16 protein-coding genes and 1 tRNA gene are annotated in these 15513 nt (G+C 63.8%); 10 read left to right on the top strand and 7 right to left on the bottom strand.

The annotated features are described in order from the left end of the window. Positions 1-107: 107 nt before the first annotated feature. Entirely contained in the window at positions 108-854 is a 747-nt protein-coding gene (locus Q0603_RS07630) for an alpha/beta hydrolase (protein ID WP_298724258.1), read from the top strand. Beyond that, positions 851-1393 (top strand): GNAT family N-acetyltransferase, encoded by a 543-nt coding sequence (locus Q0603_RS07625; RefSeq protein ID WP_298724256.1) that lies wholly within the window; start codon positions 851-853, stop codon positions 1391-1393. Before Q0603_RS07630 ends, Q0603_RS07625 begins: the two co-directional genes overlap by 4 nt. Here the strand turns inward: Q0603_RS07625 and Q0603_RS07620 are convergent. Further along, complete coding sequence (locus tag Q0603_RS07620; protein ID WP_298724254.1) at positions 1351-2220, bottom strand: SDR family oxidoreductase; 870 nt, start codon at positions 2218-2220, stop codon at positions 1351-1353. The genes Q0603_RS07625 and Q0603_RS07620 overlap by 43 nt on opposite strands. 69 nt (positions 2221-2289) lie before the next feature. On the opposite strand from Q0603_RS07620, the gene Q0603_RS07615 reads away from it, so the two are divergent. Next, entirely contained in the window at positions 2290-3063 is a 774-nt protein-coding gene (locus Q0603_RS07615; RefSeq protein ID WP_298724252.1) for a hypothetical protein, read from the top strand. On the opposite strand, the gene queG is transcribed toward Q0603_RS07615, so the two are convergent. The 3 genes from queG to Q0603_RS07600 all read right to left on the bottom strand — a co-directional run bounded on the left by queG (position 3050) and on the right by Q0603_RS07600 (position 5241). Further along, positions 3050-4120 carry a tRNA epoxyqueuosine(34) reductase QueG gene (gene queG / locus Q0603_RS07610; protein WP_298724250.1) on the bottom strand — a complete coding sequence of 357 codons (1071 nt, stop codon included), beginning with the start codon at positions 4118-4120 and terminating at the stop codon, positions 3050-3052. The two genes, Q0603_RS07615 and queG, sit on opposite strands and share 14 nt — an antisense overlap. Beyond that, positions 4101-4454, bottom strand: a complete 354-nt coding sequence (locus Q0603_RS07605) for a RidA family protein (protein WP_298724248.1) — start codon at positions 4452-4454, stop codon at positions 4101-4103. Before Q0603_RS07605 ends, queG begins: the two co-directional genes overlap by 20 nt. Positions 4455-4572: 118 nt before the next feature. Next, positions 4573-5241 carry a glutathione S-transferase family protein gene (locus Q0603_RS07600; RefSeq protein WP_298724247.1) on the bottom strand — a complete coding sequence of 223 codons (669 nt, stop codon included), beginning with the start codon at positions 5239-5241 and terminating at the stop codon, positions 4573-4575. A gap of 358 nt (positions 5242-5599) precedes the next feature. Between Q0603_RS07600 and Q0603_RS07595 the strand changes: the two genes are divergently transcribed. Beyond that, positions 5600-6271, top strand: a complete 672-nt coding sequence (locus Q0603_RS07595; protein ID WP_298724245.1) for a glutathione S-transferase family protein — start codon at positions 5600-5602, stop codon at positions 6269-6271. A 130-nt stretch (positions 6272-6401) separates the two neighbouring features. After that, complete coding sequence (locus Q0603_RS07590) at positions 6402-6725, top strand: HigA family addiction module antitoxin (RefSeq protein ID WP_298724244.1); 324 nt, start codon at positions 6402-6404, stop codon at positions 6723-6725. 157 nt (positions 6726-6882) lie between these two features. On the opposite strand, the gene Q0603_RS07585 is transcribed toward Q0603_RS07590, so the two are convergent. After that, complete coding sequence (locus tag Q0603_RS07585; protein ID WP_298724242.1) at positions 6883-7488, bottom strand: HD domain-containing phosphohydrolase; 606 nt, start codon at positions 7486-7488, stop codon at positions 6883-6885. 157 nt (positions 7489-7645) lie between these two features. After that, positions 7646-8530, bottom strand: coding sequence for a phenylalanine 4-monooxygenase (gene phhA, locus Q0603_RS07580; protein ID WP_298724240.1), 885 nt, complete (start codon positions 8528-8530; stop codon positions 7646-7648). 152 nt (positions 8531-8682) lie between these two features. Here phhA and Q0603_RS07575 point away from each other — a divergent pair, with 152 nt between their 5' ends. Then, on the top strand, positions 8683-9165 hold the full coding sequence (locus Q0603_RS07575) for an Lrp/AsnC family transcriptional regulator (protein ID WP_298724238.1): 483 nt from the start codon (positions 8683-8685) through the stop codon (positions 9163-9165). Between the two features lie 30 nt (positions 9166-9195). Here Q0603_RS07575 and Q0603_RS07570 read toward each other — a convergent pair whose 3' ends face one another. Next, entirely contained in the window at positions 9196-10110 is a 915-nt protein-coding gene (locus Q0603_RS07570; protein WP_298724236.1) for an N-formylglutamate amidohydrolase, read from the bottom strand. A gap of 142 nt (positions 10111-10252) precedes the next feature. On the opposite strand from Q0603_RS07570, the gene Q0603_RS07565 reads away from it, so the two are divergent. From Q0603_RS07565 to Q0603_RS07550, 4 genes are all read left to right on the top strand, one after another. Then, positions 10253-10327 (top strand) — tRNA-Val (locus tag Q0603_RS07565). Positions 10328-10758: 431 nt separating this feature from the next. Next, complete coding sequence (locus tag Q0603_RS07560; protein ID WP_298724235.1) at positions 10759-10986, top strand: hypothetical protein; 228 nt, start codon at positions 10759-10761, stop codon at positions 10984-10986. A gap of 318 nt (positions 10987-11304) precedes the next feature. Further along, positions 11305-13344 carry a methyl-accepting chemotaxis protein gene (locus Q0603_RS07555; RefSeq protein ID WP_298724233.1) on the top strand — a complete coding sequence of 680 codons (2040 nt, stop codon included), beginning with the start codon at positions 11305-11307 and terminating at the stop codon, positions 13342-13344. Positions 13345-13597: 253 nt separating this feature from the next. After that, positions 13598-15513: methyl-accepting chemotaxis protein (locus Q0603_RS07550; protein ID WP_298724231.1), on the top strand; the 1916-nt coding region annotated here is incomplete at its 3' end.

Below are 15513 nucleotides of genomic sequence, written 5' to 3'. Positions count from 1 at the left end.
GAGGTTCGGATCGTCTGGCATCAAAGGGTAACGCGATTCGCGGCACTATAAAGGCGCCGCGATCCGCCGGAAATGCCCGGACCCCACAAGATTGCAGGAGTTTTTCCGTGTCCGAGACGCAATTTCTCACCCGCCCCGACCAAACACGCCTCGCCTATTGCAGCATTCCGGGCCGCCAGCCGGGCGTGCTGTTCTGCGGCGGGTTCAAATCCGACATGACCGGAACCAAGGCCGTGGCGCTGGAAGCTGCGGCCAGGGCACGCGGCACGGCCTTCACGCGTTTCGATTACTTCGGCCATGGCCAGTCGGATGGCCGCTTCATCGACGGCACCATCGGCCGCTGGAAGGAGGATACGCTGGCGATTCTCGATCAGGTCTGCCAGGGACCGCAGGTGATCGTCGGTTCCAGCATGGGCGGCTGGCTGGCGACGCTGGCGGCGCTGGCGCGGCCGGAGAAGGTGATCGGCCTTGTGCTGATCGCGCCGGCCCTGGATTTCACCGAAGATCTGATGTGGGCGCAGATGACGGAGGAGCAGCGCGCCACGCTGCTGCGTGACGGCGTGCTGCGCGAGCCGTCGGACTATTCCGAAGAGCCTTATGAATATACGCTGCAGCTCATCACCGATGGACGAACCCACTGCCTGATGAAGGCCGGCATCGTTTTCGACAAGCCGGTGCGCATCCTGCAGGGCATGCGCGATCCGGATGTGCCCTGGCAGCATGCGCTGAAGACGATCGATGCGTTCAGAGGCGACGATACCCGCCTGACCCTGATCAAGGATGGCGATCACCGCCTGTCGCGGCCGCAGGATATCGACCTGCTGATCGAGACAGCCTGGAGCCTGATCCGTTGATCGTCTCGACCGCGAGGCTGCTGCTGCGGCCGCCGGTGCCGGGGGATGCAGCAGTGCTTTCGCGGCTGATGACAAAAGAGGTCAGCCACCGCACGGCATCCTGGCCCTATCCGCTCAGCGAGGCGGCAGCCGAAGCGAAGCTGCGGGAAGTCATCGCCGCCGAGCGTGCCCATCGCAGCTTTGCCCGCCTCATCACGCAGCGCGAGGATGGTACGCCGATGGGCTGGCTGGTGGTCGCACTGGTGAATGATGCGCCGCGCACCGGCAGCTTAGGCTACTGGCTGGGGACTGCCTTTCACCGGCAGGGCTATCTCAGCGAAGCGCTGATGCCGTTCGTTCAGGCTGCGATCAGCGCCCTGCAGATTGAGCGGCTGGAGGCCGGTGTGCAGGCGACGAATGCGGCTTCAGTTGCCCTGCTGAAGAAACTCGGCATGCAGTTCATCGGACGGCAGATGCATTACGTGCCTGCGCGCGAGCGCGAGGAAGCAGCCGACTTCTACGCCATGGATTGCCACAGCGCCGTCAATCCCTCGCGATAGGTCGGGTATTTCAGGTTCACGCCCAGCTCACGCTTGATGCGGTCATTCTTCACGCGGCGATTGTCGGCATAGAAGCTGGCGGCCATCGGCGAAAGCTGCGCCTGTTCGAACGGAATTTCCGGCGGCGGCTCCATGCCGAGCAGCTTGGCGGCGTAGGCGACCACATCCTGCGGCGGCGCGGGTTCGTCATCGGCAACATTGTAGATCGCGCCGGGATTGGGCTTGCGCATCGAGGCTTCCAGCACGGCGGCGATATCTTCCACATGGATGCGGCAGAAGACCTGGCCTGGCTTGACGATGCGATGCGCGGTGCCGCGCCGCAGGCCTTCGAGCTGGTTGCGGCCCGGTCCGTAGATGCCGGCGAGGCGAAAGACATGCACCGGCACGCCGCGGGATTTCCAAAGCTCCAGCCAGCCCGCTTCGGCTTCGGCGCGACGCTTGCTGCGCGGCTGATCGGGACGCACCGGGCTTTGCTCATCCACCCATGCGCCGCCGGTATCGCCATAGACGCCGGTGGTGGAGAGATAGCCGAGCCATCTCAAATTCGGCAAAGCGGCAATGTCGGCGCCATGCCAGCGCAGGACGGCATCGGCTGCATCATCCGCCGGCACCGAAACGAGGATATGCGTCGCCGGCGCCAGCACGGACGCATCGGCCAGCGGTGCCGTACCATCAAAGACATGGCTGTCATAGCCGACTGCTGCGATATCGGCGGCTTTCTCCAGGCTGCGGCTGGTGGCGATGATGCCCCAGCCTTTGGCATGCAGACGCATGGCCAGAGCCTGCGCGGTGAAGCCAAGGCCGAAGCAGAACAATGTGCCGGTCACGGAGATAAACCTCGTCGCATTCCGATGCGCGCCTTGCTTTTGCCATGGGCGGAGGCCACTCTCCGCGCCATGCCGATCTTCAAGATAGCGTCTTGTGCCGCATTCGCCAGCCTTGCCCTTCTGTCGATGGGCTCTATTGCCCAGACGTCGCAGTCGCGCGCGCTGGAGGATATCGCCTATCAGGATTGCCTGAGCCTGGTGCGCAGGAATCCGGAAGAAGGATTTGCCCAGGCGCAGGTCTGGCAATCGACCGGCGGCGGATTGGCGGCAGCGCATTGCGGCGCGCTGGCGCTGGTGGAGCTGAAGCATTACGCCGATGCCGCCGACCGGCTGGAGCTGCTGCTGCCGCTCGCCGAGAAGCAGGCGCCGCATCTGACGGTGGCAATTCTTGATCAGGCGGCCAATGCCTGGCTGCTGGCCGAGCAGCCGCAGCGGGCGCGGCAATTGCTCGATATCGCGGTGAATGCCGCGCCGCATCAATCCGACATCCTGATCGACCGCGCCATTGCGCTGGCGGCACTCGACGATCATGCGGCGGCCCGCGCCGATCTGGACCGCGCGCTGAGCCTGGAGCCGACGCGCGCCGATGCCTATGCGCTGCGCGCCAGCGCAAGGCGGCAGCTGAACGATCCTGCGGGCGCGCTGGAAGATGCCGAGACGGCTTTGGCGCTGGAGCCGCGCCTGCCGGAGGCACTGCTGGAGCGCGGCATCCTGCGGCTGAACATCGGTGACCGCAAAGGCGCGCGGGCCGACCTCATTCAGGTGCGGCTGATCGCGCCGGACAGTCCCGCTGCGGTGGCAGCAGGCCGCTATATCGAAGAGATGGACGTCAAGGCCGATTAAGGCGCCGCAGGGCCCATGCGGCATGCTCGCGCACGATGCCGCTTTGATCGGCGGATAGTTTCTGCAGCACCGCGATCGCGGCCGGATCGCCGCTGTTGCCGAGCGCGATGCAGACATTGCGCACGAAACGGTCGCGGCCGATGCGCTTTACCGGATTGGTCGAGAAGCGTTCGCGGAACGCGGCGTCATCCAGCCCGGCCAGTTCGATCAGCAGCGGCGCATCAAGCTCAGGCCGCGCATGGAACGAGATTTCCCGCGCCAATTTAGCGAACTTGTTCCACGGGCAGACGGCCAGGCAATCGTCGCAGCCATAGATGCGGTTGCCCATCGCAGTGCGGAATTCCTCCGGGATGCTGCCGTCATATTCGATGGTCAGATACGAGATGCAGCGCCGCGCGTCGAGCTGATAGGGCGCGGGAAAGGCATTGGTCGGACAGGCATCAAGGCAGTTGCGGCAGGAGCCGCAATGATCGGCCTCGGGCGCATCGGGTTCGATCTCGAGCGTCGTGAGAATGATGCCGAGGAACAGCCAGGAGCCGAAATCGCGCGAGACCAGATTGGTATGCTTGCCCTGCCAGCCGATCCCGGCGGCAGCGCTGAGCGGCTTTTCCATCAGCGGCGCGGTATCGACGAAGACCTTGACCTCGTCACCCCATTCGCGATGCATCCAGCCGGCAAGCGCCTTCAGCTTCTTCTTCACCACCAGGTGATAGTCGCGCCCCTGCGCATAGACGGAAATCGCGGCGCGCTCGCGCTGCGCCAGCACATCGAGCGGGCTCTTCTCCGGCGCGTAATTGAGGCCGAGCGCAACGATGCTTTTCGCCTCGGGCCAAAGCGCATTGGGATGCCGGCGGCGCTCGGCCTTCTCTTCCAGCCAGCGCATTTCGCCGTGGCGCTGCAGCGCCATGAACTGATCCAGCCGCTCGGCCAGTTCCGGGCCGATGCGGCCGGTATTCGTGAAGCCGACCGCATCGAAGCCTTCCTCGAAAGCGCGCGCCCGGATGCGCGCCTTCTTATCTTCTGCCTGCTGAACCGGCTTAGTCGGGGAGTGCGGCAATGCAGGCGATCTCCACCTTGTAGGCCGGCGCCGCCAGCTTGGATTCCACGGTGGCGCGGGCCGGCGTGTTGCCCTGCGGCACCCAGGCATCCCAGGCCTTGTTCATCTCGGCGAAGGTGCCGATATCGGCGAGCCAGACATTGGCCGAAAGGATGCGGGTCTTGTCGGTGCCGGCTTCCTTCAGCAGGCGGTCGATCTGGGCGAGTATCTGCTGGGTCTGGCCGAAGACATCGGCGCTGGTGTCGCTGGCGACCTGGCCGGCCAGATAGACCGTCTTGCCATGGACCACGGCCTGGCTCATGCGGGGGCCGACATCGATGCGGCGGATGGACATGGGGATGCTCCTTCTCTTCCTTCGTTTCTCAGACGTCATGCCCGGGCTTGACCCGGGCATCTGTTTTCCGTTCTGCACAAGATCCTCGCGTCAGGCGCGAGGATCTTGTGTCTTGTAGTTAAAAATCCAGATCGGCGTAATGCTTGGGCGGTGGCAGGCCGGGGATGTGGTCGGCGAGCAGCGGCCGGAAGCTGGGCCGCGACTTCACCCGCGCATACCAGTCCTTGGCGCCGGGATGATCCTCCCAGAGGATGTCGCCGAGATAATCGAGGCAGCTCAGATGCGCAGCCGCAGTGATGTCGGCCAGGCTGAAATCGTCGCCGGCCAGCCAGTTCCGCCGCTCGGTGAGATAGGCGATGTAATCGAGGTGGATCTTCAGATTGCTGTGGGCGATGCGGATCACCGAGGATTCCGGATGGCCCATGCCGAGAAAGCGCTTCATCACCTTCTCGTAGATCAAAGGCTCACTGGCCTCGCGGCCGAATTTGTGATCCCACCAGGCGACCAGCCGGCGCGTCTCGGCGCGGCTCGGCGGATCGAAGCCGATCAGCATCTTGTTGGGATAGACCTCGTCGAGGTATTCGCAGATCGCCTGGCTGTCGGCCAGCACGCGGCCGTCATGCTCGATTAGCACGGGGCCCTGGCCCGTGGGATCCATGGCGAGGAATTCCTCGCGGCGCTCCCAGATCTTCTCGACCTCGAGATCGAATTCCAGACCCTTCTCCTTCAGCAGGATTCGCACCTTGCGGGAATAGGGAGATAGCCAAAGATGGTAGAGCGTGCGCATGGCAGTGGATCAGCGGTTTGGCCCCGGCAGAACGGCGCACGGCAGCCAGCAGAATCAGCAAATCGTTGATATGGCTTTGCCCAGAGCGCCGCAAGAGCGATCCGGCAGGATCGGCCAGGATCGTTCTGTGGCCGGAGGATTCCTTTGCGGAGCAAACGGAGCGAAACTCGGCCAACGGAGCCACGCCGAAACTGAAGAGTACCCGTCTTCCACGCAGGTTCGCAGGCATGGGGCTTAAGATGGGCGACCGCAGCACATATGGCGGTGAAGAACATATATAGTACATCGCGACAGGGGATCAGGCCCACGCTATGGTCCGGGGACCGATCGATCAGTGAAGCTGTCGAGGGAGGATGAGGTGCTGACCATCTGGGGCCGGGCGAGCTCGGTGAATGTGCAGAAGGTGCTGTGGACGGCCGATGAGCTGGGCTTGGCTTACGAGCGTATCGATGCCGGCGGCAAATTCGGCGGGCTGAGCGACGCGGCCTATCGCGCCATGAACCCGAACGGGCTGATCCCGACCATCCGCGACGGCAGCGGCACGGGCGAGGAGGTCGTGCTGTGGGAGAGCAATGCGATCGTGCGCTATCTCGCAGCGCGCTATGGCGCGGATGATGCGAATGCGGGTGATGCGAATTCTGGCGCAGCGCCGCTCTGGCCGCGCGATCCGGCACGGCGCGCGCTGGCCGACCGCTGGATGGACTGGGCGCTGACCACCATCAATGAGCCGATGCGTGTGCTGTTCTGGGGCCTCGTGCGCGATCCGGTGAATGCGAAGGTCGACGAGATGCTGCGCGCCGAGGAGCAGAGCGGCGAGCTCTGGGCGCGGCTCGATGCCTGGCTGGCCGAACACGGGCCTTTCATTGCCGGCGATAGCCTCAGCATCGGCGACATTCCGGTCGGCTGCCAGGTGCAGCGCTGGCTCAGCTTCCCCATCCAGCGCCCCAGCCTGCCGCATCTCGAAGCCTGGCATAAGCGGCTTGCCGAGCGGCCGGGCTATCGGAAATGGGTGATGGTGAAGATGGAGTGAAGACAGTAGAGGCTCGTGGAAGCCTCATCTTGGCACCTTACAAATTAGAATATTATGCCCTGCTTAGAGTATAGCATCCGCATCGATCAGCAATGGCGCATCTGCTTCGGCTGGAAGGATGGCAATGCCTATGACGTCGAAATCGTCGACTACTACTAAGCGGATTCCCAACCCGCATCCGGGACGCATCCTGAATGAGGAATTTCTCAAGCCGCTGGGCCTGAGCCAGAATGCGCTGGCACGCGCGCTGGGGGTGCCGCCGCGGCGGATCAACGAAATCGTCCTGGGCAAGCGCGCCGTCACTGCCGATACGGATCTGCGGCTGGCGCGTTTCTTCGGCCTGTCGGAAGGCTTTTTCCTCGGCCTGCAGGACGATTACGACCTGCTCAAGCGCAAGCGCGAACTGGGCGACAAGCTGAAGCGCATTCCCGTTTTCGACCGCAGCGCGGCCTGAACCGCCAGGCGGACAGCAGCAATCGACTGACTTCCGGGCCTGTCGGTCTATAGCTTCAGGCGTGCCATCTGCGCGTTCTTTCTCGGCGGCAAAAGGAATGGATGCTCGGACTAAGTCCGAACTTGACGGTGCGAGCCGTAGCCCTGGCGTGTTGCCGTCAGTTCCGGCCGGCGTTGACGAGCTGCTCGATTTCGGGCGCGCGGCGGCTGAAGGCGGCCAGCACGTCCGGATCGAAAAAGCCCGGCGAGGTGCGCTCATCGCCCTGCAGGATGATGCGGCTCGCCTCGGCATGGCTGAGGCCGTGCTTGTAGGGCCGGATGGCCCGCAGCGCCTCGTAGACATCGGCGACCGCCACAATACGGGCTGCCAGCGGAATGGCCTCGCCGGCCAGTCCCTGCGGATAGCCGCTGCCGTCGAAATGCTCGTGATGGCTCAATGCCACGGCGGCGGCGAGATCAAGCGCCGGATGGCGCGCCTCGCGCAGCAGATCGTGGCCGTGATGGGTGTGCAGCGCCATCACCTCGCGCTCGGCCGGATCGAGGCGGCCGGGCTTCATCAGGATGCCATCGGCGATTGCGGTCTTGCCGATGTCGTGCAGCAGGGCGGCCTCACCGATATCCTGCACCGTCTCGCTGTCGAGCTGCAGCGCCTCGGCGAGCATGCGGCTGATCACCGCGGTCAGGTCGGCGTGCTTCATCGTGTGGCGGTCGCGCACATGGGCGACCCTTGCAACCAGCTGCGCAACGGTGGGACGATCGATCATGGGAAGGAGGATACGCGGGAAAGTCGCTTTGAGATGGAAAGTCTCGGCTTCTATTTCGACCGTATTTAGCCGCTACCAGCGGCAAACGCCACCCTCCGGGCCGCGAAGAAGAATAGGATAGGGGATACGAAGCGGTCCTTAGCGCAGAAATGAGGCGTCAGGCGTCGGCTGTGTCGCCCCAGCCGCCTTCCTTTGCATCCAGCGTGCCGCGGTTGATCACGCCGTCCGATGCCGTGAGATCGGCGGCGCCGTAATCGGGCAGGGCTTCGAGCGCGCGGTAAAGTGGAGCGAAATCCGGCTGCGTCGCCTCAAACAGCTCATCGAAGCTGCGGATCACGAAATAGGTTTTCTGAAACGTGTCGATGCGGTAGCGCGTGCGCATCACGCGCATCAGGTCGAAGCGGATACGGTTGGGCGCGGCAGATTCCAGGCAGAAGACGCTTTCGCTTTTTGACGACAGGATGCCGGAGCCATAGATGCGCAGGCCCTGCGGCGTTTCGATCAGGCCGAATTCCACCGTGTACCAGTAAAGCCGCGCCAGCCGGTGCAGCGCATTCAGGCGCGCCGCCTTCAGCCCGCCTTGGCCATAGGCCTGCATGTAATCGGCAAAGACCGGATTCATCAGCAGCGGCACATGGCCATAGATGTCATGGAAGACATCGGGTTCCTGGATGTAGTCGATCTGATCGCGGCGGCGGATCCACCAGGTGACCGGAAAGCGCCGTTCGGCCAGATGGCCGAAGAAGACATCATCCGGCACCAGCCCCGGCACGGCGACGATGCGCCAGCCGGTGGCCTTCTCCAGCACATCCGACAGGCGCCCGAAATCCGGCACGCCGTCGGCGGCGACGCCCAGGCCCGTCAGCCCGGCGAGGAATTCATCGCAGGCGCGGCCGGGCAGCAAAGCCGCCTGGCGCTGGAACAGGGCGCGCCAGACGGCATGGTCCTCCGCCGTGTAGCGCTGGCGCGGCTGGTCGAGGGTGTAATCGGGCCGCAGTGGCAGACCGGCCGAATGCTGATCGGCATAAGCAAGTGCAGCCATGGCGTGCCTCCCTGTTCTGATTGGCCTCGACTTGTCGCAAGATTATCGCGTCATCGACGCAAGAGCCGTGCAATTCCTGACAAAATTGGCGCTAATATGCGTGGATCGTGTATGATCGGACGAATTTTGCGGCGAACTTGCGGGAACTTGCCATGCTGGCCGACCTCGATGTTTTCGACCTGCGCCTGCTGCAGCATCTGCAGAAGGATGGCCGCGCCGCCAATGCGGCCCTGGCCGAGCATGTCGGCCTGAGCGCCAGCCAGGTGAGCCGGCGGCTGGCGCGATTGGAGGAGACCGGCGTGGTGGAGCGCTATGCCGCGCTGCTGAAGCCCGAAGCCGTGGGGCTGACAGTGCTCGCCTTTTCCAACGTGTCGCTGGAGAGGCATGCGGAAGAATTGGTGCATGGCTTTGAGAGCGCGGTGGCCAGCCATGCCGAAATCCTCGAATGCTATTCGGTAACCGGAGAGGCGGATTTCGTGCTGCGCATCGTCGCGCCCGACTTAAAAGCCTTTGCGGACTTCCTGCAGCTGAAGCTGCTGCGCATTCCCGGTGTGCGCAGCGTACGCTCCAGCATCGTGCTGCACCGGATCAAGCAGACGACGCAATTGCCGCTGGATCATGTCGGCCAGCGCTGACAGGCGCGCTGGCCGTTTGACGCATGGCGATCAGCCGTTGAGGAATTTTGGCGTGGCCGAGGCGGTAAGCAGTTCGATCAGCCCGGTCATCGCCTTCTGCACGCGCTCAAAGCCCGCGGCTTTGACGATGCGTTCCTCGTCCATGTAGAGGTCGCGGTTGATCTCAAGCTGCAGCGTATGGATGCCTTCGTCGCGGCGGCTGTAATGCTGGGTGATGTAGCCACCGGCATAGGGCTTGTTGCGCGTGGTCGAGAAGCCGCAGGACTTCAGGTAATCCTCGACGCGGTCGACCAGGCGTGGCGCACAGGACACGCCATGGAAATCGCCGATCACCATATCGGCGCGGCGCTGGCCCGCATCGGGCTGGTTGCTGCCGCCGACAGACGGCATCGAATGGCAGTCCAGCAAGAGCGCGATGCCATGCTTTGCCTTGGCGGCGGCCAGCAGGCTTTCCAGCGCATCGTGATAGGGCCGCCAGCAGGTTTCCACGCGACGCTCGGCTTCCGTGAAGGGCAGTTTGTCGCGATAGATTTCCAGTCCGCCGGCAACGACGCGGGCAATGGTGCCAAGCCCTGCGCCGATCTTGCTGCTTTCGGTGACCACATGTGGCGGCAGCGGCGCATCGAACATCGCCGGGTCGAGTTCGTAGGCCGAGCGGTTCGGATCGCAATAGGCGCGCGGGAACAAAGCTTCCAAAAGCGGCGCGCCGAGCGAGGGGCCGGCGGCGTAAAGCTCGTGGATGAACGCGTCCTCCGAGCGGCGCAGGGTCAGCGGATCGAGCTTGGAGGCGGCACGGAAGCTGGCCGGATAGATGTCGCCCGAATGCGGCGAGGAGAGCACCAGCGCCGTCAGCTTGCCCGGACTGGGCTGAGTGATCCGGATCGGCGGGTCGACCGGGAATTCCGGATCGGGCTGGTACTGGCGGGCTTGCAGCGGTGCGCTCATGGGTTTCTTCAAAAATGCGGCGGGAGGGGCGGAGGTTGATTATTGAACGGGCGGACGGGGCTTGCCAACCGACACCGCAGCGATTAAAAGCCTGCCGGTCCGGTCGGCCCCCGGATCTCGGCCGAACGGCCTTGGCGTGAATGGGCGGTTAGCTCAGCGGTAGAGCACTACCTTGACATGGTAGGGGTCACAAGTTCGATCCTTGTACCGCCCACCACGCGCCGCCTTCCCCCGCCCCCGCAGCCATTTTCCCAGCATCTTTCTGCGCCCCGCATCTGCGGCGACGATTTTCGCGCTCGGCCATGACTTCGGCATGTGGATTTCTGCGTGCAAAGCCTGCTGCCGGAGGATGATGCAACTTTCCTGATTCTCCCGGCTTTTTCCCGCTATCCACAGAGTGTGGATAACACCGAAATCGCAGAAAAATTGTATTTGCCCTGTGGATATTCTGGCAAAAAACCCGGTTTTCCAATCCCTTACTTTAGACTACTTTAACCATGGGGTTAGAGATTGGCTGCGTGTATGCAAGTCGGGCGGGGGCCCGGCTTGCCGGGAGGCAACTGGTGCATCGCGCCAGGCAGGCAATGGGGGAAAGAGCATGACAATGTTCTTGGACGTTCCAGCGGCTGCCCGCAGCAGGGGGGTGGCATGACTCATCTGGCAGAAACCGCAATTCCGATCGGCGCGGTATTCATCGAGCATTCCCGCTTCCTGCCCAGCGAGGCCCGGCCGCGCTGGCGGCTGGAGCGCATCGTGGCGCTGCCGAACCTGCCGCAGCATGCAGCCATCCGCAAACTGGAGCCCGGCGGCGAAGAGCGCCTGATTACGCTGCAGGTTCTGGCGCAAAGCGGCAAATACACCCGCGTCGACAACTGACGGCAGAGTTCGCGCCGGCGGCAGCCAGCCCGACATTTTTGCCTGAGACAGCGGCTAACGGGCCGTGCAGAACCGTTGCGCGCATGACACCAAGCGGCCAAAAGCGGGCCGGCGGTTACCGGCAGAGGCGTTTGGTGTTCGCGCATGCAATCTGGTTGTGTGCCAATCCCGGATTACCGCGCAATTTTCCACAAAAGGATGCGAACCAGAAATTTATTTCTCGGCAAAAGCGCGAATTGTTAGCCTGCGGTAATCCAGCACCGCCCCCTTAGGGTGGTGTTCTGCTACTACCAGCAGTCATCCGGTCGTGAGGTGTCCATGCCGTTCCGTCTCTCGCTCGCCGCCAAAATCGCTTCGCTGGTCACCCTATTGGTAGCGCTCACAGCGCTTGCCGTCGGCAGCGGCGCCATCTGGCATATCAGTGCCGCGGTGCCTGCCGAAACTGCCAGCCAGATATGCAGCGGCATCCTGCTCGCCTCAGGCATTGCCATCCTGCTTGGCATCGTCATCGCGCAACTGACCACGCGCGCTTTGCTGCGGCCGATCTCGCGCATCGCCGACTGCACCGAGCGGCTGGCGCAGCATGACATGAAGGTCGCGATCGACTATCGCGAGCGCCATGACGAGATCGGCGCGATGGCGCGGGCGGTGGAGAAGCTGAAGCAGACCTCGTTCACGGCAGCCTGGTCCGAAAGTGGGCTTGAGCATGTCAGCGCCAATGTGATGATCGCCGATCTCGATGGCGTCATCGTCTATTGCAATAGAGGCGTGCTGGCGACGCTGCGTAACGCGCAGGACGACATCCGCAAGGAACTGCCGCATTTCAATGCCGACGAGCTGATCGGCAAGAGCGTCGATCTGTTTCACAAGAATCCGGCGCATCAAAAGCGCCTGCTGGCCGACCTGAAGACCACCCACCGCGCGCGTATCACGGTGGGCGGCCGCATTTTTGATCTGATCGCCAATCCGGCGCTGGATCCGCGCGGCGAACGGATCGGCACAGTGGTGGAATGGGCCGACCGCACCGAGGAGGTGCGCATCGGCAACGAGATGGTGACGCTGATCGAAAGCGCCACCGACAAGGGCTTTTCCGAACGCGTCGATGTGCGCGACCGCAGCGGCTTCATCAAGGCGCTGGGCCAGGCGATCAACACCATGTCGGACAAGTGCCAGACGATGACCGGCGAGATCGCCGCGGCCATCGACGCCATGGCGCGCGGCGACCTGACGCATCGCCTGACCAAGGATTATCCGGGCATTTTCGGCCAGCTCAAATCCGGCACCATGGCCCTGGGCGACCGCCTGCGCGATTTCGCCACGCGGCTGTCGGATACCGCGCGCACGGTGCGCGATGCCTCCGGCGAAATTTCTGCCGGCAGCCAGGATCTGGCGCAGCGCACGGAAAGCCAGGCCGCCAGCATCGAACAGACGGCCGCCTCGATGCATGAGATCACCACCACGGTGAAGCAGAATGCCGACAATGCACAGGCTGCAAACCAGCTGGCGATGGCGGCGCGCGACACCGCCGAAAAGGGCGGCAGCGTCGTGCAGGAAGCCGTCGAAGCAGTAAGCCGCATTGAGGACAGCGCGCAGAAGATTTCCGACATCGTCGGGCTGATCGACGAGATCGCCTTCCAGACCAATCTGCTGGCGCTGAATGCGAGCGTCGAAGCCGCGCGTGCGGGCGAAGCGGGCAAAGGCTTTGCCGTGGTGGCGCAGGAAGTGCGTGCGTTGGCGCAGCGCTCTGCCAATGCCTCGAAGGACATCAAGGCGCTGATCACGGAGTCGAATGCGCAGGTAAAGACCGGCGCGAACCTCGTGAACCAGACTGGCGAATCCCTGCGCGACATCGTCAACGCCGTGAAAAAGGTCAGCGATATCGTAGCCGAGATCGCCGCCGCCAGCCGCGAGCAGGCCACCGGTCTGGAACAGGTCAACACCGCAGTCAGCCAGATGGACGAAACCACGCAGCGCAACGGCGCGCTGGTGGAAGAGACCTCGGCCTCGGCGCAGTCGCTGGCCGATCAGGGCCGCTCGCTCGCCGAACTGGTCGGCTTCTTCAAGCTCGCCCAGCAGGAGGCCATCGCGCCGGCCGTCCCGAAGCCCGCGCCGCAACTTGCTGCTTCAACACTGCCGGCCGCAGCGCCTGCTGCCAAATACGCGCCCCGGCCGGTGGCTGAAGCCAAGGCTGCCGAAGCCAAACCGGCCGCCAGCAAGCCTGCTGCGCCGGCCGCACCTGCACCGGCACCTGTGCCTGCGTCTGTGCCCGCAGCGAAAGCGCTGCCGCCCAAGCCGGCGATGGCCAAGCCCGTTCCGTCCGTCGCGGTCGATGACGATGACGATTGGAAGGAGTTCTGAGCCTGAAAATGTTCTGGCACAAACAATCCCGGGCGCAGCGGAGGCTGGGATTGCCTGAAATCCGCCAGGGCATCCTCCAGCGCTTATTTTGGGCCTCGTAAGCCGTTGCGGTAGGTAAAGGATTAACCCTTAGCCTCTAGTCTGGCTGCCCTGCGTAAAGGGGTTGCGTGGCAGGAACCCGCGGCGCACATTTGAGCATTCCTGCGTCAACAGGGGCGCAGTTCGTACAAGTACAATAGTGGGGGGCGCAAGAATGCGACTCGGCATCCGTCAGAAACTTTTCCTCGCCGTGGGCATAATCGCGGCGATGGCCGTGGTCTCCAGCCTGATCTCGTTCGGCTTCTTCGGCCAGGTGCGCAGCGCCCTGGGGCTGGTGACCGAACGCAGCGTGCCGTCGGTAATCTCCGCGCTGACCCTGGCTTCGCAAAGCGCCGATCTCGCCGCCGCCGCCCCGAACCTTGCCTATGCCGCCGGCGAAGGCGAGCGCAAGAATGCGATGGCTGAACTGACCGGCAAGCTGGTGCAGATCGAGCGCACTCTGGCGGACGTCAAGGAATCCGATGCGCCGACCGAGCTGCGCGAAGCGGTCGAGTCCGGCGTCAAGCAATTATCGGATGCCTTGCAGCGCATCGATTCCGCCGTGAAGTTAAAGCTGGCGCAGAATGAGAAGCGCCAGGCGCTGACCAAGACGCTGACCGAGAGCCATGCCAATTTCCTGATGCTGGCGCAGCCCGCCGTCGATCAGGCGGTGATGGACATGACGATGGAATTCGAGCTGGTCAGCCGCAGCACCGGCAGCGGCACCGGCGAGATGATCCAGAGCATTCTCGACAAGCAGGTGGCCGGCGCCCGCGCCATGCAGGATCTGGTCGCCAAGGTGAACCAGGAGGTTGGTCTTCTGGCCGTCGCCGCGCAGGGCGACTCGCCCGAGCAGATCGAGTTGCTGGCGGTCGACAACATCAACGTCAAGGCCGAGATGCTGCGCAGCCTGGAAACCATGCAGGCGGTCTATCCCAACAAGGAGATCGAAGAGCTGGTCAACAAGCTCGCCACGATCGGCGAAGGCGATTCCGGCCTGCTGCAGATCCGCCTCACGGAACTGGCGGCGGCCCGCCAGGCCGTGGCGGCCCTGGGCGAAAGCCGGTCCGCCGCCAGCTCGCTGGCCGATGCGGTCGAGCATCTGGTGACGGCGGCGCGCGAGGAAACCACGACATCGGCCGAAGCCTCGATGACTGCGATCAACATCGCGCAGTCGGTGATGGCGGTGATCGCGGTGATCTGCCTAGTCTCGGCCGTGGTGATCGGCTGGCTCTATATCGGCCGCAACGTCATCGATCCGATCGTCGCCACCACCGGTATCATGGACCGGTTGGCGAAGAAGGATTGGGGCGCGGAAGTCGTTGGCATCGATCGCAGCGACGAGATCGGCGACATGGCGCGCGCCGTGCAGGTGTTCAAGGAGCAGGGCCAGGAAGCCGACCGCCTGCAGCAGCAGATCGAGGCTGATCGCGAGCGTTTCGAAGCCGAGCGCAAGGCACAGGAAGCGCTGCTGCAAAGCGCAGTGGGCGAGATCGTCGCTGCCGCCAATGCCGGCGATCTGACGCAGCGCATCGACACCAGCCGCATCGAAGGCGTAATGCGCAGCCTGGGCGATGGCATGAACCAGCTTCTGGGCACGATGGAGCGCGCTTTGGGCGATATCGGCGAGATGCTACATAAGCTGGCCGATGGCGATCTGACCCATCGCATCCGTGGCAATTACCAGGGCCTGTTCGCCAAGCTGGCGGGCGATGCCAATCAGGTGAGCGACCGCCTGTCTGAGACGATGAAGCGGCTGACTGAAGCTGCAGGCCTGGTGCGCGATGCCTCGGCGGAGATATCCGCCGGCAGCCAGGATCTGGCGCAACGCACCGAAAGCCAGGCGGCCGCGCTGGAGCAGACCGCAGCCTCGATGCATGAAGTCACTGCCACGGTGAAGCAGAATGCTGAGAATGCGCAGGCTGCCAACCAGCTGGCCTTGAGCGCGCGCAACACGGCGGAAGCCGGCGGCAAGGTGGTGAGCGAAGCCGTCAGGGCGATGAGCGAGATTGAAGGCAGCGCGCAGAAGATTTCCGACATCGTCGGCCTGATCGACGAGATCGCCTTCCAGACCAATCTGCTGGCGCTCAA

It is taken from the genome of uncultured Ferrovibrio sp., assembly GCF_937960835.1.
Classification (GTDB): domain Bacteria; phylum Pseudomonadota; class Alphaproteobacteria; order Ferrovibrionales; family Ferrovibrionaceae; genus Ferrovibrio.
Note: the sequence above shows the minus strand (reverse complement) of the source record. Positions and strands in the feature narration are given on the sequence as shown.

Excerpts from the sequence above, each read along its gene's own strand:
- Q0603_RS07615 (WP_298724252.1), top strand. The coding sequence starts at position 2,290 with ATGCCGATCTTCAAGATAGCGTCTTGTGCCGCATTCGCCAGCCTTGCC.
- Q0603_RS07605 (WP_298724248.1), bottom strand. The coding sequence starts at position 4,454 with ATGTCCATCCGCCGCATCGATGTCGGCCCCCGCATGAGCCAGGCCGTG.
- Q0603_RS07600 (WP_298724247.1), bottom strand. The coding sequence starts at position 5,241 with ATGCGCACGCTCTACCATCTTTGGCTATCTCCCTATTCCCGCAAGGTG.
- Q0603_RS07590 (WP_298724244.1), top strand. The coding sequence starts at position 6,402 with ATGACGTCGAAATCGTCGACTACTACTAAGCGGATTCCCAACCCGCAT.
- Q0603_RS07585 (WP_298724242.1), bottom strand. The coding sequence starts at position 7,488 with ATGATCGATCGTCCCACCGTTGCGCAGCTGGTTGCAAGGGTCGCCCAT.
- phhA (WP_298724240.1), bottom strand. The coding sequence starts at position 8,530 with ATGGCTGCACTTGCTTATGCCGATCAGCATTCGGCCGGTCTGCCACTG.
- Q0603_RS07575 (WP_298724238.1), top strand. The coding sequence starts at position 8,683 with ATGCTGGCCGACCTCGATGTTTTCGACCTGCGCCTGCTGCAGCATCTG.
- Q0603_RS07570 (WP_298724236.1), bottom strand. The coding sequence starts at position 10,110 with ATGAGCGCACCGCTGCAAGCCCGCCAGTACCAGCCCGATCCGGAATTC.
- Q0603_RS07560 (WP_298724235.1), top strand. The coding sequence starts at position 10,759 with ATGACTCATCTGGCAGAAACCGCAATTCCGATCGGCGCGGTATTCATC.
- Q0603_RS07555 (WP_298724233.1), top strand. The coding sequence starts at position 11,305 with ATGCCGTTCCGTCTCTCGCTCGCCGCCAAAATCGCTTCGCTGGTCACC.